The following is a 17,268-nucleotide window of genomic DNA, read 5'->3' on the forward strand; positions in this document are numbered from 1 at the left end:
TAGACAGTTTTTTTGTAATTCTATTCTATAATTTCAGCACCTTCAGGAATATCGAAATAAGTGTTTTTTACAGTTTTGTCGAACGAAATATCACTTACAGAAATATCGGTGATATGTTCTCCTGCCTTTTCATCTTCGGTGAGCCAAAAAGTTTTATAACCAGTTGCCAATTCAATACCGTCGACTGTTGTAGTGCCCTGTATTTCCATTAGTTTTTCTGGATTATGGCCTCCATTTTTAAAGTATGCTGGGTAGGAAACGATGTAGCGAATTACTGCCAATTTATAGTCATCTTTGCCAAAATATAAAATGTAATAATCGTCTGGAGCCTCTCCAACACCTTCATTGTATGTAATTTTTACGGTGTGATAGGTTTTGTTTTTGTAAACAGTATTTGGAAGTTTTTCAAAGTTGATACCTTCGCCGTCAAAAACAAACGGTTGCCCTAAAAAGTAGTATGGCGTTAACGACCAAAATCGCATATCGTACGGAAAAACAGTGCTGTCATTTACCTTTTTCCATGCTTTTTCTCCATCCCAACCATATTGTTGTGAAGTATCACTAACACCTTGATGACGCGCTTTACTACTCCAAACATCGATTGTTTGGTATGAATTTCTACGCGTTTTTCCATCCAAAGGTTTGTAGTCAAATCTAAAACTTAAGGCCCCGTTGCTGTACCATTGTTTTAATCCGCCGTGAGCTTGCATGGCTTTCCAAATAATTTGTCCGCCTTCCGTTTTTTGTAATCGTTCCGAAGCTTTTTCTACTCGCTCGTCAATCCAACTTTCGGGTTTTAATACAGTTTCTGGTTGCGATGGAGTTTCCGTTGCTTGTTGTTTACAATTTACCAATGTTAGGGAAAGGCAAAGTAAAAGGAATGAGATTTTCAATTTCATGTTTAATTTTTTAATAGGTTGTTTATTTTTTTATTCAGACGAAAAGCCTGCACTAACATAACAAAAAAAGCTCTTTGAATTTTATTTCAAAGAGCTTTTTGAGTATGTATTGGAGATGCTTATTTAATCATTTCGTAACTGCGTTTTACAAAATTGGTAAGTTCTTCTCCTTTTAATAAACCTTGTGAAAGTCTTGCCAAGTCAAGCGATTGTTTAATCAAACGTTCTTGCTCGGTTTTTTCAGCAGTGTTTAAAATATTGTTTACCAAATCGTGGTTTGTATTTACCACCAAATTGTACATTTCTGGCATATTTCCCATTCCAAACATTCCGCCACCAGTAGCGCTCATTTCTTTCATTCTACGCATAAATTCTGGTTGCGTAATTACAAATGGCGATGCTTTGCTGTCTAACGCTTCAAGTTGAACTGTAAACTTTTCCTTCGGAATTACTTCATCTAAAACAGTTTTCAGTTTTTCTTTTTCTTCTTCTGAAAGTTTTGAAATTTTCTCTTCGTCTTTCTTAATCAAATTGTCTAATGAATCTGAATCGACGCGCGCAAAAGAAATATTCTCTTTAGAAGTTTCAAGCTTTTGAAGCAAGTGCGAAACAATAGGAGAATCTAACAATAATACTTCGTAACCACGCTCTTTCGCCTCATTGATATAAGTGTGTTGCGCATCTTTATTGCTGGCGTAAAGCACTACCAATTTTCCGTCTTTATCGGTTTGGTTTGTTTTGATTTTCTCTTGAAGTTCTTCAAAAGTAAAATACTTATCGTCTACCGTTGGGTACAGTGCAAATTTATCTGCTTTTTCAAAGAATTTTTCTTCTGAAAGCATTCCGTATTCAATAACAATTTTAATATCATTCCACTTTTTCTCGAAATCTTCACGATTTTCATTGAAAAGTGATTTTAATTTATCGGCAACTTTACGAGTAATGTAGCTAGATATTTTCTTTACATTTCCGTCGGCTTGTAAATACGAACGCGAAACATTAAGTGGAATATCTGGCGAATCGATAACTCCTTTGAGCATCGTTAAAAACTCAGGAACAATTCCTTCGACATTATCGGTAACGAAAACCTGATTTTGATACAGTTGGATTTTGTCTTTCTGCATCGACATATCGTTCGATAATTTCGGGAAATATAAAATTCCTGTTAAGTTGAATGGATAGTCTACATTTAAGTGAATATGGAAAAGAGGCTCCTCAAATTGCATTGGGTACAACTCTCTGTAGAAGCTTTTGTAAGAAGCTTCGTCTAGGTCTCCAGGTTGTTTTGTCCACGCAGGGTTTGGGTTGTTTACAATATTGTCTACAACTGTTTTTTCCTCTTTTGCATCTTCGCCTTCACCAACAGTTTTGCTTTCTTCTCGCGTTCCAAATTTAATCGGAACTGGCATAAATTTATTGTACTTAGTAAGCAGTTCGCTAATTTTTCCTTCTTCTAAAAACTCTAATGAATCTTCGTTGATATGAAGGATAATTTCTGTTCCGCGCTCTTTTTTATCGGCTTCTTCTAAAGCGTATTTTGGCGATCCGTCGCAACTCCAATGTGCTGCAGGTTCATCTTTAAACGACTTTGTGATAATTTCTACTGTATCGGCAACCATAAAAGCAGAGTAAAAACCAAGACCAAAATGCCCGATAATACCGCTGTCTTTTGCAGAATCTTTGTATTTGTCTAAAAATTCTTCAGCTCCAGAAAAAGCAACTTCGTTGATGTATTTCTGAACTTCGTCTGCAGTCATCCCAATTCCTTGGTCGATAATATGAAGTTTTTTCCCTTCTTTATCAATCTTAACTTCAATGATTGGGTTTCCGTATTCAACACCTGGAGCTTCACCAATATTGGTAAGGTGTTTAAGTTTTAGCGTAGCATCGGTTGCATTGGAGATAAGTTCTCTCAAAAAGATTTCGTGGTCGCTGTATAGAAACTTCTTTATCAGCGGGAAAATATTTTCAACAGATACATTGATATTTCCAGTTGTCATATGTATAGTATTTTTATTTGAATTAATTACTGAAGTGATTTAGTCAAAAAAAATACCAATTGAATTAAAATGACAAGTTGACAGCGTGTTTTGTTACTAACAATAATTTAACACAATATTTTGTTTAACATGAATAGTTATTTATTAAACATTTATTATCTTGTCTTAAAATTAGGTGGGAAAAATCGCTATGAAAAAGAAGATTATTACACCATAAGGTTATAAGGGTTTATTAATTGGTTAGGTTGTAAAAAAGCGCATAACAGTTAGAATGTTATGCGCTTTTTTTGTGAAAGATATAAACCTAAAACTAATCGTTTAGTTTTTCTTTAACTTCTTGAAAGTCTTCTTTTAAATCGTCTATTTTGTTTTCAATCCACTTATCTCCTTTTCTCAATTTAAAGGCAATAATAATCATTACAATTCCGCCAAAAAGCGCAGCAAAAGCAATAATCCACATTAAGTAACTGATACCAATAAGGGGAGATGCAAAAATTATAAATCCGAAAATAACAGCAAGCGCTCCTCCAAATATAATCCATCCTTCGCCTTCAATTTCTTTTCGAACTTGAATTCCCATTGCAATACGACTTATTCCTCCGAAGATAAACCAAAAGGCTACGGTAAATCCAATAACTAACAATGTAATTCCAGGAGTGTTTAGTAATATAATTCCGAGGAAAAAACTAATTATCCCCTCCATTAAAATAAGCCATTTGTCTTCTCTTTCTTTCCAACTTGCAAAAGCAGCAATGATGGTGAAAATTCCGTCAACGAGCATTAAGGCAGCAAACCAGATTGCTAAACCTGCTGCTGAGATTACAGGGTTCATAAAAATAAAGATTGCAAAAATGACTAAAATTAGTCCTTTTAAGGCCAATGCCCACCAGTTTTTAACAAGAGTTCTTAACATGTTTTTGGTTTTTAAAGATTAAACTTTTGTGTTGGGGGGACTTTCTATATTTATTGAATTTTAAAATTTGAAGCCGTAAACAAAACCAATAGAAAACGTATCGTAGTATTTTTTATAGTTGTACGATAAGCTTACAGAAAGTTCGGTTTCGTTTTTTTCTAGAATGACATACTCAGATGCTAAATGCAAAATAGGAAGTGTTTCATTTTTATCGATATCCACACCACCACCTACAATTGCAGTCCACTTCGGGATGATTTCGTAAACAGCACCAACTGCAAGCGAAAAGGCATTTTCTCTTTCTAATTCTGAGTTTTCTTCTTCTTTTTCGACTTTATATTTTACAATTTCGATGTCGTTATAAGTTCCGATACCCCATTTTTCTGAAAACCAATATTCGTATGAAAACCCTAGTGATGGTACAAATAAAACTTCGTTTTCTCCAGTGGTTTCGTTTTCTCCTTGCGGAATCCAACTATAGCCTAAAAAGAGTGCAAGTTTGTTGCGTTTAAATTCTTCTTCTTCGCCTTCTTCAGAAAAAGAAACTTCTTCAGAATAGATACTTTCTTCTGTTTCTTGTGCATTTACAAATGCTGTAAACATTAAAAACAATGACGAAATTGTGATTGTTTTTTTTAATTGTAAAGAGAATACTTTTTTCATGGTTGTGAAATTATGTTGTTATAAAACCAATTTTATAGTTCCCATCCGAAGGTGGTTTGAAAAATATAATCGACTTTGGCAGCATCGGCAATAGGCTTACTATCGAAGTTATGTGTGAAACCAACTTTTAAAAAGAAATCGTACGGAAGGTCGTATTTTAAATCGAGTGAAAAGTCGGTTCTGACCCTGCCAGATTCTGTTAAACTCGGATAAGCTGTAAAGTTTGAATACAGACTGATGTCATCAAAATCAAACATATTTAATTCCAACCCTAAATAGGCCTCCAAACTGTTTCGGTGTGTGTTGTCTTCATCAGAGAAACGCTCGTTGTTCCATGCCAAACCAGCTCCTGTACCAAAATAAACTCTGTTGGAATGAATAATGTATTTCCCGAGACCACCTTTAATAGTGGTACGAAGGTCAAGTTTTTGTTCGTCGTTCGAAAGGAAATCTCCCGAAAGCGACATAAACCAATCGTTTTTCAAAAAGTATTTTGCACCAATATTTGCATCGGTACGGTTGGTTTCGGCCACACTATCTTGTTTGCTTCTTACGGAGTTAAAACTTCCTGAAGCTCCCCATTTATCAGCAATATAGCCTAAGGTACTTCGAACCGTAAACTGACTCAAATTATTGCTTTTTGTAAAGTTATATCCTACCGATAGGGAAGCACTCAGCCTAGAGAAAAAACTAGTTTTTATTGCTTTAATGTAAACAATATCGCTAATATTTACGGTTACCTTTTCGTTTAAACTTGATAAATCTACAACGCCAGTATCTTTTGCTTTTGTACGTAAATCGGTATTTAATCGAACACCATTACTAAGGGTTACCAAATAATATTGGCTACTGCTTATTTTTTTAACTTTTATCCATTTAATGGTGAAGTCGCTATCGCTATAATCTGTTTCTATGGAAAGCACTCCGTTTTTCATTTCTTTAATTTCTCCCACAATAATATCTCCGTTATCGAGCGCTAATGTGTCTGAAGTTTGTGCAAAACTTTGGGAACTTAATAAAATAGCAAAAATGGCCATGAGCCTAAATAGAAACAGTTTATTCTGATTCATATAATTATAAATTAAATTATCTAATTTGTATTTAATAGGAGGGGGAGTGGTTTTTCAGTACTAAAACTACCGAAAATGTTGGTTGAGGGGAGTAGGTAAAACTTACTATTGCAAGTTAAATATAGGGGATATTTTTAAATGTTAAAAACGGTTATTGTAAATAATTACGATAACCGTTTTTTTATAAGGTTGCTAAACAGAAAAATGTTATTTAAGCTTAGCTAAAATTCCATCTTCTTGAAGCTTTTTAATTACGGCATCAGTATACCCTTTTGTAAAGTCTTCAATGTTGTTTGGATTGTAAGTTTTAGATTGCGCAGACCAGATTAATTCTTCGCTTTGCGCATCATAAATGTTTGTTTCGATATAGTACACTTTATCGGTAGTGTAATATCCTGGATCATATCCAAAACCGTAAACATTGTTGTAGTATCCGTAGAAATTTCCGTAGTAACCGTATCCAACTGGGTTGTACATTGCGTAGGTGTTAGTTCCTTGTACATAGCGAGTTTCCTCGTCTTGCTGACGTAATGTAACAGTTAAAATAGATTCGCTTCCTGCTTTTTTAATTCCTTCTAATAAAGTTTCTTTTGATGGTTTGTTGTCTTTAGTAAAAGTTCCAGGGAAGGCATCGTGACTTTTAGTTACTCCAATTCCTCTTTGTTGTAATTGAAATCCTAATTCATTTTCAAGAATAGTTTTATTCGGTACATTTCCTGTAATTGCTGCAATAAAAACACTCTTGTATTTTTTTGTAGCAAAAGCTTCTTTGTTAGCCCAAGATGCAGTAATATCTGTAGTAGTACCACATGCAACAACAAGTGCAAAAGCTAAAATAGGTAGGATGATTTTTTTCATAAAAGATTAAATTTTTTGCTAAAATAGTTTATTTCTGCTAAAATACTAAAATATAAAAGAACGCTTTTAAGTTTTTAATATTCAGAAAATTCTTAATTCATTTAAGCTGGTTTTCTTTTGATTTTAAAAGTGATGAGCAATGTACTTGTGGCCAAAATAATCCAGAAAACATCGATAAAAAACAACTGAAAGTTTTCGTTTTTATAAGTTAACCAAAACCAATTTCCAGAAGCTAATCCGTTTGCAATAGGTACTAAAAACCCAATAATACTCCCTAAAAGTAAGGTGTATTTGTTGGTGAAATACAAGTTCTTTTTTAAGGTGAATGCAATTGCCAAAAGCAACCACCCTATAAAATAAAACTGGTAGATAAAGGCTTGCGAAGCAGGGTTGACAAGCTTAACCGCTATAAATGATGCTGCCGTAATTGGGTACATGGTTAAACAAATACCGAGGTAAATGTTTACTAGTGCTGCATTGAATTTTCGTTTTTTTAGCGGAATGTTTTTCTTGTCTCTTGCAACCAACCAAATTAAAACACCCGATATAATAACAAAGCAAGAAATGAGTCCTAAAATAAAACTAATAACTCGTAGGGAAAATCCGCTGTAATCGCCATAATGAAGTCGGTACATCAGGTTTTTTACAACATCTAGGTAGGAAATATCTGTAAACGGATTTTTTTGATATACTATTTTTCCGTCGGTTGCTTGGTAGATAATCTTACCATTTCCTGTGAATTTTTCACTTCTGTCCAGTTCGCCTTCAACAGCAATCTGCATGCTTTCATCACCAAAATTATAAAGATGCACATGCGATACGTTAAAACCTTCCCACTGTTGTTTTGTAGCGGTTATATATTTTTCTACGGAAGGAACATCCGAAAGCGGCTGTTGCAATAATGTAACTGGCTTATCAAAATATTCTAAATCTTCGTAAAGTTTCTGTTGGTCTCCGTCGTATAAGAGTGCAACGCTAGGTGCTGCCATGAGTAAACTCAGCATAAAAAAAGTTCCGGTAACTGCATAGATAAACTGAAATGGTAGCCCGATTACTCCAAGTGCAGTATGAGCGTCGGTCCAAATGGTTTTTAATTTTGCCTTCGGACGAAAAACATAAAAATTAGAAACAATTTTATCCCAATGAATAAGTACTCCGGTAATGATTGCAAATAAGAAAAAGAAAGCCACAAACCCAGAAAGGTAATACCCAAACGGATATTGTATTTGTGCAAAAAAGTGCAAGCGATATAAAAATTCGCCTAAAGTATACGATTGTTCGTAAGTGAAATTTTTAAAAGTTTTTGTGTCGAGATAGAAAAAAGTACCTGCTTTATCTTCTTCTTTTGCAAGCGTATCTTTGGTTGCCGATAGGTTAATATCTAATCTTCTTTCGTTGTAATGTTTTGCAATTTCGATATCTCTTCCGTAGAGCGAATAGTTTTTTTGAAGCGAATCAATAACCGTATCAAAATTGGTAGTCACTCCAGTTTCAATAGCCGAAACCGATTCGTTTTTTTGCCAATTTGCAATTTCATCTCTAAAAAATGAAAAAGAACCCGCAAAGAAAATAACAAATAAAGCCGCACTAATAATGATGCCGCTAACGGTATGGAGATGGAAAAATATATTGTAAGAGCGGATGTTCATTTTTCAAATTAAATAATAGGGTGATACATTTTTCCTAGTTGTACAATTCCGTAGAAAAGGGCAGTGAGTAGGAGGTAAACACCCCACATTTTCCAACCGTTTTTTGCAAGAAAAGTAACGATAAGTAAAGTTGCCCAAATGATAAATCCTGTAAAAGTTGAAGAAATCATAATATTTACACGGTCAAACCAAGCAGCCAATGCTAGATGAAAAGTTACGGTAACAAAATACCCGCCAAGAAATCCAGCCGATATTTTGGCAAAACGTTGCCAAGGTGATGTTGTTAAATATTTTTTGTTTGCTGGCATTGGTTAAATGATAAATAATTCTACTAAAACACTAAAAATAAAAAGTACGAAAAGTGTTTTAAAATGAATGGTTCTTAAAGGTGTTATTAAAACAACTAGACTTCCTACCGTCATTAAAATTACAATCCACAACAAAGTTCCAGCGCCAAAACCCTTTACTAAAATAGTTATTCCTAAAGAAATGATAAGCAGTAGTAAGCCTGTTAATTTTAAAGGCGAATATTTTTGTTGTAACCACAAATCTATTTTTGAGTTGTTTAAAACAGCTCGTTTAGAAGTGCTGTAGAAAGCATAAAACCCAAAGAAAACTAATAAAATTACGAAACTAATCATGACTCTTTTATATTGAAATAGCTTTAAACGAATACAACTCTGAGGTGAGTCAGAGTTGTATTTGTAAATTGAAATTGTATTTATTTAGGCATGCAATACGTAACGCAATGCCAAACAAATTGATAATCTTCTCCGTTGTATGTTCCAGGAACTTCTTCTTTATAAGTGGTCTCTAAAATATACTTAGTTTCCCAAGGCTTTTTAAAAGAAATATATCCTTCTTCATCGGTGTGTAATGTTTTAGACCATTGGTCTGCTACATACACTTGCACTTCGTTTTTAGCTAAAGGAGCGTCTTTGTATAAAACTTGAAGTTTTACTTCTTCTCCGTTATTGCTAATTCTTTTTACAGTAATTCCTTCGGCATTTTGCGTTGCAGTATCATTGGTTTTGTTTCCAACATTTACATTGGCAACTGCGTGGTAATGCGTTTTGAAAATTCCGAAATCGTATTGTGTATAATCAATTACATCAATTTCGTTGTTGTTTAAAAGAATTGTGTAAGTTCCTTTTTCTTTTGGAGTAAACGCAGCAGCGTAATAATTTTCTTTTGCTGAAGTTTCCAACGGCGTTTTTTCACCTGAAGGAGAAACCAACCAAAGTGTAAATTTGTTTACGTTTTTAAAAGCGTCTCCATTTACTTCTTCAATAACTCCGTAAGTATATTCTCCAAAATGAACTTTAACTTCTTGTTGCTTTCCTACTTCTCCGTTGGTATTTGTTTCAATCCAAAGGTAATGTGCAAAAGTTGGAGCACTTATTAAAAGGAATGCTATAAATGTGATGAGTTTTTTCATTTGAATGATTTTAGGTTTTATACTGATATATGATATTAAAAATGATAAGTAAAGTTTGCAGAGAATGTTCTTGGAGATTGTGGACTCACTGTAGACCATCCTGTGTAATACTCTTCATTAGCCAAATTGTTTAGTTTTAAAGTGATGCTGAAGTCTTTAACTTCGTAAAATAATGATGTATTTAAAACTGTGTATTCTGGTATTGTAAAAGTACCTGCTAAGTTTCTGTTGAAAATTTTGTTGTCTCCAGCATAGTTTCCTCCAAATCCTAGTCCGAATCCTTTTAAGGTTCCGTTATAAAAATGGTAGCTTGCCCAAAGGTTTGCCAAGTTTTGTGGTCCTGCTTGTTCTGGACGTTTGTTTACGAAATCTTCAGCACCTTCGGTTACTTTACTATCGTTATAGCTATAACCAGCAATAATGTTTAATCCTTCAACTGGGTTTGCAGTAATACTAGTTTCAAAACCTTTACTGTATTGTTCTCCACCTTGCGTGTAAGTAGTTGGTCCAGTACTTAAAACAATGTTACTTACTTTAATATCGTAGTAGCTTAACGTTGCTGCAAGTTTGTTTTCAAACAGACTTAACTTTGTTCCAAACTCAAACTGATTTGCTTTTTCAGGATCAAAACTTAAGGTTGTAGTTGTTTCTCCATCTTGAACAATTCTAGGAGCTACGTTGCTAAAACCATTCATGTAGTTAGCAAAAATAGAAACCTTGTCTAAGATTGGTTGGTAAATTAAACCGAATTTTGGAGAAAGTGCTGTTTGCTCGTGAGCATCATTCGAGAAATGATCAAGTCTTAAACTCGCCATTGCTGATAATTCTGGTAAGAAATAAATTACATCAGAAACATAAGCACTGTAAATTTCTTGTTTAGTTTCGCTGTATTGAGCTCCAGGATTTCCTAAAGTTGCAATACTCGCATCTGCTCCCGCTTGTGTTAAAATCCCTGTGTCGTCAACAAAGTTTGCATTCATTGGAGTTCCAAATTGTTGGTGTAACGCAGGAGCTACCGTAGCAAACTCTTCGTTGTTTGTTCCGATATACACAAAACCTTGGTTTGCATAACCAGTACTGTTATTAATGATGCGTTGATTGTAATAATCCAATCCAGCAACCATTTTGTTTTTGAAGTTTCCTAAATTGAATTCTCCAATAAAGTTTTGTTGGATATCAACACCTGTTTTTTCTGAATTTTGATTACTTGTGTAACGCGCTAAGATGATTCCGTCGTTAATAGGAGAAACCTGATCTACAGTGTTTGTAATTTCATATAGATAAGAATAATATCCTTCTGATTTTGCACTCGAAGAAGAAACAGCAGTTTGCGATGTCCAAGTATCACTTAACTTATAACGCATCTCTCCCTGTAAACTAAAAGTTGGGTTTTTGATGCTTAAATCGTTACTTGTGTACGAACGGTTGTTGTCGTACCCTAACTCATCAATGTTATGTACACGAAGTTCAGAACCTCTATCTAAAAATAACATGGTTTGGTTGGTATTTTCTCCGCTGTAAAATTCAGTATTAATAAAGAAAGACAAACGATCGCTAGCTTTGTAAGCCAATGAAGGCGCTACGTACAATGATTTTTTAAATCCAGCATCTTGAAAACTGTTTTGCGTGTGGTATGCAGCATTAATTCGAAGCGCTACATTTTTTTCGTCGTTTAATAATGCATTTACATCTGCAGTAACTCGGTTTAAACCGTAGCTTCCACCAGTGTATGAAATATTTCCGCCGAAATCATCAAAATAAGGACGTTTTGTGTTTACGTTGATTAATCCTCCGTAAGAAATTAAACTACTTCCGTATAAAGTTCCAGATGGGCCTTTTATAATTTCTACATTTTCAATATTTGCAGGGTCTAAAGTTCCGTTTGTTAAACTTGGTAAACCATTCATCATGGTAGGCTGTACAGCAAAACCTCTAAGCGAGTAGTAACCAGCTCCGTCACCTCCACGACCTGTAGATTCCCATAACTTATAAATTCCAGGTGCATTTTTAAGTGCATCTTCAAAGTTGGTAACAACTTGCTCTTCTAGCAATTGGCTAGAAACTGTGTTGTACACTTGTGGGTTTTCAATATCTTTTAAAGGAAGTTTAGAAACTACAGTACTTTCAGTTTTATAGAACTTATTTTTTTTGTGTCCTTCTAATACAACTTCTCCAAGCTCTTCACTTTTTTCAACAATAACAATAGCACCTAAATCGGTAGTTTGATTGTCAAAAACACGAATGTCTTTTGTAGTTGTTTTAAATCCGATATACGATACTTTGATTTTGTATCGTTTTGCTGGAATGTTTTCAATATTGAAAAAACCAGAATCATCAGTATTTATTCCGATATTTGTACCTGTTAAAATTACATTTGCACCAGGAATAGCCTCACCGCTATCGGAAATTACCTGGCCCTTTAAATGCCCTTGTTGAGCAAATACAAATGACGTAACCGTTAAGAATAGTATTGTAATTATATTTTTCATAGAATCAATTATTATTTAAATTTGGTCTAAATTAAATAGGGTGCAAATTTAGAAAAGGATAAGTATCAATAATGACGCGATATGGAAAAAAAAAGACGCGATTTTATAAACTGTGACTTGATAAATCTTTCAAAGACGAATAAAAACTTCGAAACTTTTATCGCAACTTGTATCCATACGTCAAAAAATGAGGCGCTTAGTTTATCTACCTATCAATTAATTAACTCCTACGGAAAAGGTACTATCTCGCTAATTGAGTTTGAAGAAGTTTCAGTTCAGGTTTCTAATTTTGAGTTGGAACGCGATTTAGTTTTTTATGATGAATTTGATGAAAATGTGCTACTGATGTCTTTTTTACTCGACGGAGAAAAGATTATTTCTCTTCGTGGTAATTCTGATATTTTAAATGAAAGTCAAGAGTGCTATGCTAGTAAAATAGCAAACTTTAAAGGATATATTAGGTTTACAGGAGGGAAGCCTTTAAGGCAAGTTACTATCAGGCTACCGTATTCGTTCCTGAAACAAAAGGGAATTGCAGATGCTTCCATGTTTAAATCTTTTGCTGATGAAGATATTGTTCAGCCTATTACCAATGAGATTTTATCAGTATTGATGAGTTTTCAATTTGAAGTTTTAAACCTACAAGAATTACGATTGGTAGCAGAAGCAAAAGTATTGGAGTTATTGGCATTACAAATGCAATTGTATAAAGAAGGTGTTGCTGAAAAGGTAAATGCAAGTCAAGATAAAATTCTAAAGAAAGTATACGCAGCCAAACAATTAATGCTTGAAAACCTCGATAAAAACTATTCGATTAAAGAGATGTCTCGAATGCTTGCGCTCAATGAATATATTTTTAAAAAGGAGTTTAAACGTATTTCGGGGAGTTCTATCAATGAGTTTTATACCCAAGAAAAAATGAATAAGGCTGCAAATTTATTGGTTACAAGTCAAATGCCAATTTATGAAATTGCCGAACAGATAGGATACAAAAATGCCACACATTTTAGTGCGGCATTTAAAAGGTTTTACCATAAAACTCCTAAGAAGTTTAGGGTAAGTTTATAACTCATTTTCTTTTTTACTAGGAGTTTTGGTTTTCATTTTCTGAAGAATTTCTTTAAAGTGTTCTCCTGCAGCTTCACGTCCGCCAAGACCATAACTTAAAGCAATCGTTACTGCCAATGCACCCATAATAAAAGTAAAAGCAATTTCTACAATTTCGTTTGCAATTCCCATGGTTCTTAACGCAATAGCAATAAACAACGCTAAAGAAGCCGCTCTTACAATTCCTGCAATAAAAGTATTGTTGTTAGATTTCGAGATCATGTTGTAAATAAGCAACGAAATGTAATTTCCGATAGCAAGAATTACCAATCCAAATATGATTTGTCCTGTAAGCGTTAAGATATCATTTAAGATATAGGTAAGTTGGTCTAATTGTAATATTTCTACTGCGGTTATAATTCCGAAGAAAACAATAAAGAAGTAAAATACATTCGAAACAATTTTTGCAAGCGACTGTTTTTCTCCAATTATTTTTTGAAGCTGAATTTTTTCTGATAAACTATCAACTTTCATGCTTTTTAATAAGTCTTCAATTAGGTTGGTTAAGTATTTTCCTCCCCAAATGAAAAGTACCAAAATAGCACCAGCAATAAGAACTTCACCAATTAAATCGGTAAACTTCATCAAGATATTATTAGCTGGTTCTGATATCGATTTTATGTTAAGCGCGTTAAAAGCTTGAATTAAAAAAGGTACAAAAATGATAATGAAAACAACTTTTTGAACAATGTTTACAAGTGTTTCTGTGTCTTTAAATCCTGTCTTGTCTACCAACTTATCGATAAACGAACCACCAAGATTTATTAAATTTGATACAAATTTGGCAAGTAAATATCCCGCAAAAGCAATTAAAAAGGCTGCAATTATACTTGGAATAAAACTTAGAATTTCGGTTACCATACTTTCTACTGGTGTTAACACTTGGCTAACTCCCAAGAGTTCTAATACCACCATAATTACAATAATCATGATTACGTAGTAAAATATATTTCCGATAAATTTGTTGGTATTCCCGATGTCGGTTTTTCCTAAGATTTTTTCATCCCAAGAAGTTTTTTTAAGCAACTTTACAACAAGTGCTTTTGCCCCACGAGCAATAAGCCATCCTATAAATAGGACGACTATGGCTCCTAAAATATTGGGCATAAACCTTAAAATGTGGTCTGTGATAATGTGTATTGTTTCTCTCATGTCAATTATTTTTTAAATGAGCTGACAAGATAAGAGAAAATTTACGCTATTTCAAGGAAAAGGACTATTTATTTAAAACTGTTGATAGTTTTTCTGATGGCAACTAACTGACTCAAAAGATTTTCAAGTAAATCTAAGTGCAACATATTTGCTCCATCACTTTTGGCATTAGCTGGGTCGAAGTGTGTTTCCATAAACAAACCGTTTACACCAGCGGCAATTCCTGCTTTCGCAATCGTGCCAATCATTTCTGGACGACCGCCAGTAACTCCGCTACTTTGGTTTGGCTGTTGCAACGAGTGCGTTACATCAAGCACAACAGGAGCATATTGCTTCATGGTAGGAATACCTCTAAAATCCACAATCATGTCTTGATATCCAAACATCGTTCCTCTGTCGGTAATAACGGCTTGTTCATTTCCGCAGTCTAAAACTTTTTGCACCGCATGTTTCATGCTCTCAGGACTCATAAATTGTCCCTTTTTTAAATTGATGGTTTTTCCTGTGTTAGCCGCCGCAACCACCAAATCGGTTTGGCGTACTAAAAAAGCAGGAATTTGTAAAACATCAACATACTCAGCGGCCAAGTTAGCATCTCTTATTTCGTGGATGTCGGTTACTGTTGGCACGTGGAAAGTTTCTGAAACTTTACGGAGTATTTTAAGTGCTTTTTCATCGCCAATACCTGTAAAAGAATCAATACGGCTACGGTTTGCCTTTTTAAAACTTCCTTTAAAAATGTATGGAATTTCTAACTTATCGGTAATGGCTACAGCCTTTTCAGCAATTCGCATTGCCATGTCTTCGCCTTCAATGGCACATGGACCCGCCAATAAAAAGAAATTGTCGCTGTCGGTGTGTTTTATCTGTGGAATGTTATTTAAATTCATCTTCTAAAAATTTAATAGCAAAGATACTGTTTTAGCAATTAATTAATTCGATTTAGTTGAAGATTACCAGTTCTTTTACACTTTCAAATTTCTGAAATATCATCGATAAACATTTGTAAGTTTTATGAAATTCGTAGTTTCCTGACGCTTTGTAATTTAGGAGGAAGTGGCAAATTGTAAATTCAGCGTGTAAATAATTAATAATCAAATAATTAAATATTTTTATTTTTTTGTGCTATCTGTAATAAATATACATTACCTTTGCGCCCTTAAAAGCTAGGGTATAATATGACTTCAATTAAAAACATAGCAATTATTGCACACGTTGACCACGGAAAAACTACGTTGGTTGATAAAATAATGTATCACTGCCAGTTATTTCGTGAAAACGAAAATACAGGAGATTTAATTCTTGATAATAACGATTTAGAGCGTGAACGTGGTATTACTATTACCTCAAAAAATGTATCTGTTATTTACAAGGATACAAAAATTAATATTATCGATACTCCTGGTCACGCCGATTTTGGTGGTGAGGTAGAGCGTGTTTTAAATATGGCCGATGGGGTTTTACTTTTAGTAGATGCTTTTGAAGGACCAATGCCTCAAACGCGTTTTGTACTGCAAAAAGCAATTGATTTAGGTTTAAAACCATGTGTGGTTGTAAATAAAGTTGATAAAGAAAACTGTACTCCAGAGGAGGTACATGAAAAGGTATTCGATTTAATGTTCGAATTAGGAGCAGAGGAGTGGCAGTTAGATTTTCCAACAGTTTACGGTTCAGCTAAAAACAACTGGATGAGTACCGATTGGAAAAATCAAACTGAAAATATTGAACCTTTATTAGATATGGTAATTGAGCATATTCCAGCGCCTAAATTACCAGAAGGAAACACCCAAATGCTTATTACATCATTAGACTTCTCTAGCTTTACAGGACGTATTGCTATTGGACGTTTAACTAGAGGTGAGTTAAAAGCAGGACAGAATATTTCATTAGTAAAACGCGATGGTTCTGTTGTGAAAAATAAAATTAAAGAACTTCATGTTTTTGAAGGTCTTGGACGTATAAAAGTTGACGAAGTACAAACAGGAGATATCTGTGCGCTTGTTGGTTTAGAAGGGTTTGAAATTGGAGATACTGTTGCCGATTTTGAAAATCCAGAAGGACTTAAAACTATCGCAATTGATGAGCCTACCATGAGTATGTTGTTTACAATTAACGATTCGCCTTTCTTCGGAAAAGATGGGAAATTTGTTACTTCTCGACATATTAAAGACCGTTTAACTAAAGAGTTAGAGAAAAATTTAGCACTTCGAGTTAACGAAACGGATAGTGCCGATAAATTCTTGGTTTTTGGTCGTGGGGTATTACACCTTTCTGTATTAATTGAAACTATGCGCCGTGAAGGTTACGAGCTTCAAATTGGACAGCCACAAGTTATCATCAAAGAAATTGATGGTAAAAAATGTGAGCCAATAGAAGAGTTAACAATCGATTTACCAGAAGAAGTTTCAGGGAAAGCGGTAGAAATGGTAACACTTCGTAAAGGAGAAATGTTAAGTATGGAACCAAAAGGAGAGCGTATGAACATTGTGTTCAATATTCCTTCTAGAGGTATCATAGGGTTACGTAATCAATTGCTTACAGCAACGGCTGGAGAGGCTATTATGAACCACCGTTTCTTAGAATATCAACCATACAAAGGAGAAATTCCTGGAAGAAATAACGGGTCTTTAATTTCTATGGAAAACGGAAAAGCAATTCCTTATTCTATTGATAAATTACAAGATAGAGGTAAATTCTTTGTTGATCCTAACGAAGAAATTTACGAAGGGCAAGTAGTTGGAGAGAATTCGCGTAGTGATGATATGACCGTGAATATTACTAAAACGAAAAAACTTTCGAACGTACGTTCTTCTGGAGCAGATGATAAAGCTAAAATTGTTCCAGCAATTAAATTCTCTTTAGAAGAAGCTTTAGAGTATATCCAAAAAGATGAGTATGTTGAGGTAACTCCAAAAACAATGCGTATCCGTAAGATTTACTTAAAAGAAACCGATCGTAAAAGAATGGGAAAACAAGTAGGGTAATTTCCTTCAGTATATAAAATAAAAAATCGGCTAAGATTCATTTCCT

Annotated in this window: 15 protein-coding genes; 2 read left to right on the top strand and 13 right to left on the bottom strand. The window is 34.2% G+C overall.

The window, feature by feature from the left end; all coding sequences use genetic code 11:
• Nucleotides 1–20 precede the first annotated feature (20 nt).
• The 11 genes from JMA43_RS07935 to JMA43_RS07985 form a co-directional block, all read right to left on the bottom strand.
• Nucleotides 21–899 (bottom strand): hypothetical protein, encoded by an 879-nt coding sequence (locus JMA43_RS07935; protein ID WP_342155962.1) that lies wholly within the window; start codon nt 897–899, stop codon nt 21–23.
• A gap of 119 nt (nt 900–1,018) precedes the next feature.
• Nucleotides 1,019–2,899: a molecular chaperone HtpG gene (gene htpG / locus JMA43_RS07940; protein ID WP_342155963.1), complete on the bottom strand. Its 1,881-nt coding sequence runs from the start codon at nt 2,897–2,899 to the stop codon at nt 1,019–1,021.
• Nucleotides 2,900–3,209: 310 nt separating this feature from the next.
• Complete coding sequence (locus tag JMA43_RS07945) at nt 3,210–3,812, bottom strand: HdeD family acid-resistance protein (protein WP_342155964.1); 603 nt, start codon at nt 3,810–3,812, stop codon at nt 3,210–3,212.
• A gap of 60 nt (nt 3,813–3,872) precedes the next feature.
• Nucleotides 3,873–4,475, bottom strand: a complete 603-nt coding sequence (locus JMA43_RS07950; RefSeq protein WP_342155965.1) for a hypothetical protein — start codon at nt 4,473–4,475, stop codon at nt 3,873–3,875.
• A 32-nt stretch (nt 4,476–4,507) separates the two neighbouring features.
• A complete protein-coding gene (locus JMA43_RS07955; RefSeq protein WP_342155966.1) occupies nt 4,508–5,545 on the bottom strand; it encodes a DUF481 domain-containing protein in 1,038 nt (345 codons plus the stop codon).
• 207 nt (nt 5,546–5,752) lie between these two features.
• Nucleotides 5,753–6,403 carry a hypothetical protein gene (locus tag JMA43_RS07960; protein ID WP_342155967.1) on the bottom strand — a complete coding sequence of 217 codons (651 nt, stop codon included), beginning with the start codon at nt 6,401–6,403 and terminating at the stop codon, nt 5,753–5,755.
• Between the two features lie 101 nt (nt 6,404–6,504).
• Nucleotides 6,505–8,052 carry a PepSY-associated TM helix domain-containing protein gene (locus tag JMA43_RS07965; protein ID WP_342155968.1) on the bottom strand — a complete coding sequence of 516 codons (1,548 nt, stop codon included), beginning with the start codon at nt 8,050–8,052 and terminating at the stop codon, nt 6,505–6,507.
• Between the two features lie 8 nt (nt 8,053–8,060).
• A complete protein-coding gene (locus JMA43_RS07970) occupies nt 8,061–8,360 on the bottom strand; it encodes a hypothetical protein (RefSeq protein WP_342155969.1) in 300 nt (99 codons plus the stop codon).
• 3 nt (nt 8,361–8,363) lie between these two features.
• Nucleotides 8,364–8,693 (bottom strand): DUF3325 family protein, encoded by a 330-nt coding sequence (locus tag JMA43_RS07975; RefSeq protein WP_342155970.1) that lies wholly within the window; start codon nt 8,691–8,693, stop codon nt 8,364–8,366.
• An 80-nt stretch (nt 8,694–8,773) separates the two neighbouring features.
• Complete coding sequence (locus JMA43_RS07980; protein WP_342155971.1) at nt 8,774–9,490, bottom strand: DUF4198 domain-containing protein; 717 nt, start codon at nt 9,488–9,490, stop codon at nt 8,774–8,776.
• A gap of 35 nt (nt 9,491–9,525) precedes the next feature.
• The gene (locus tag JMA43_RS07985; protein WP_342155972.1) at nt 9,526–11,979 is read right to left on the bottom strand and encodes a TonB-dependent receptor; all 2,454 of its coding nucleotides are present in this window, start codon (nt 11,977–11,979) and stop codon (nt 9,526–9,528) included.
• Between the two features lie 81 nt (nt 11,980–12,060).
• Between JMA43_RS07985 and JMA43_RS07990 the strand changes: the two genes are divergently transcribed.
• A complete protein-coding gene (locus JMA43_RS07990; protein ID WP_342155973.1) occupies nt 12,061–13,047 on the top strand; it encodes a helix-turn-helix domain-containing protein in 987 nt (328 codons plus the stop codon).
• On the opposite strand, the gene JMA43_RS07995 is transcribed toward JMA43_RS07990, so the two are convergent.
• Nucleotides 13,042–14,238 carry a mechanosensitive ion channel gene (locus JMA43_RS07995; protein ID WP_342155974.1) on the bottom strand — a complete coding sequence of 399 codons (1,197 nt, stop codon included), beginning with the start codon at nt 14,236–14,238 and terminating at the stop codon, nt 13,042–13,044. The two genes, JMA43_RS07990 and JMA43_RS07995, sit on opposite strands and share 6 nt — an antisense overlap.
• Nucleotides 14,239–14,306: 68 nt before the next feature.
• Entirely contained in the window at nt 14,307–15,128 is an 822-nt protein-coding gene (kdsA, locus tag JMA43_RS08000) for a 3-deoxy-8-phosphooctulonate synthase (protein WP_342155975.1), read from the bottom strand.
• 288 nt (nt 15,129–15,416) lie between these two features.
• Between kdsA and typA the strand changes: the two genes are divergently transcribed.
• The gene (gene typA, locus JMA43_RS08005) at nt 15,417–17,222 is read left to right on the top strand and encodes a translational GTPase TypA (protein ID WP_342155976.1); all 1,806 of its coding nucleotides are present in this window, start codon (nt 15,417–15,419) and stop codon (nt 17,220–17,222) included.
• The last annotated feature ends 46 nt before the right edge of the window (nt 17,223–17,268 follow it).

This window comes from Joostella sp. CR20 (assembly GCF_038433465.1).
GTDB lineage: Bacteria > Bacteroidota > Bacteroidia > Flavobacteriales > Flavobacteriaceae > Galbibacter.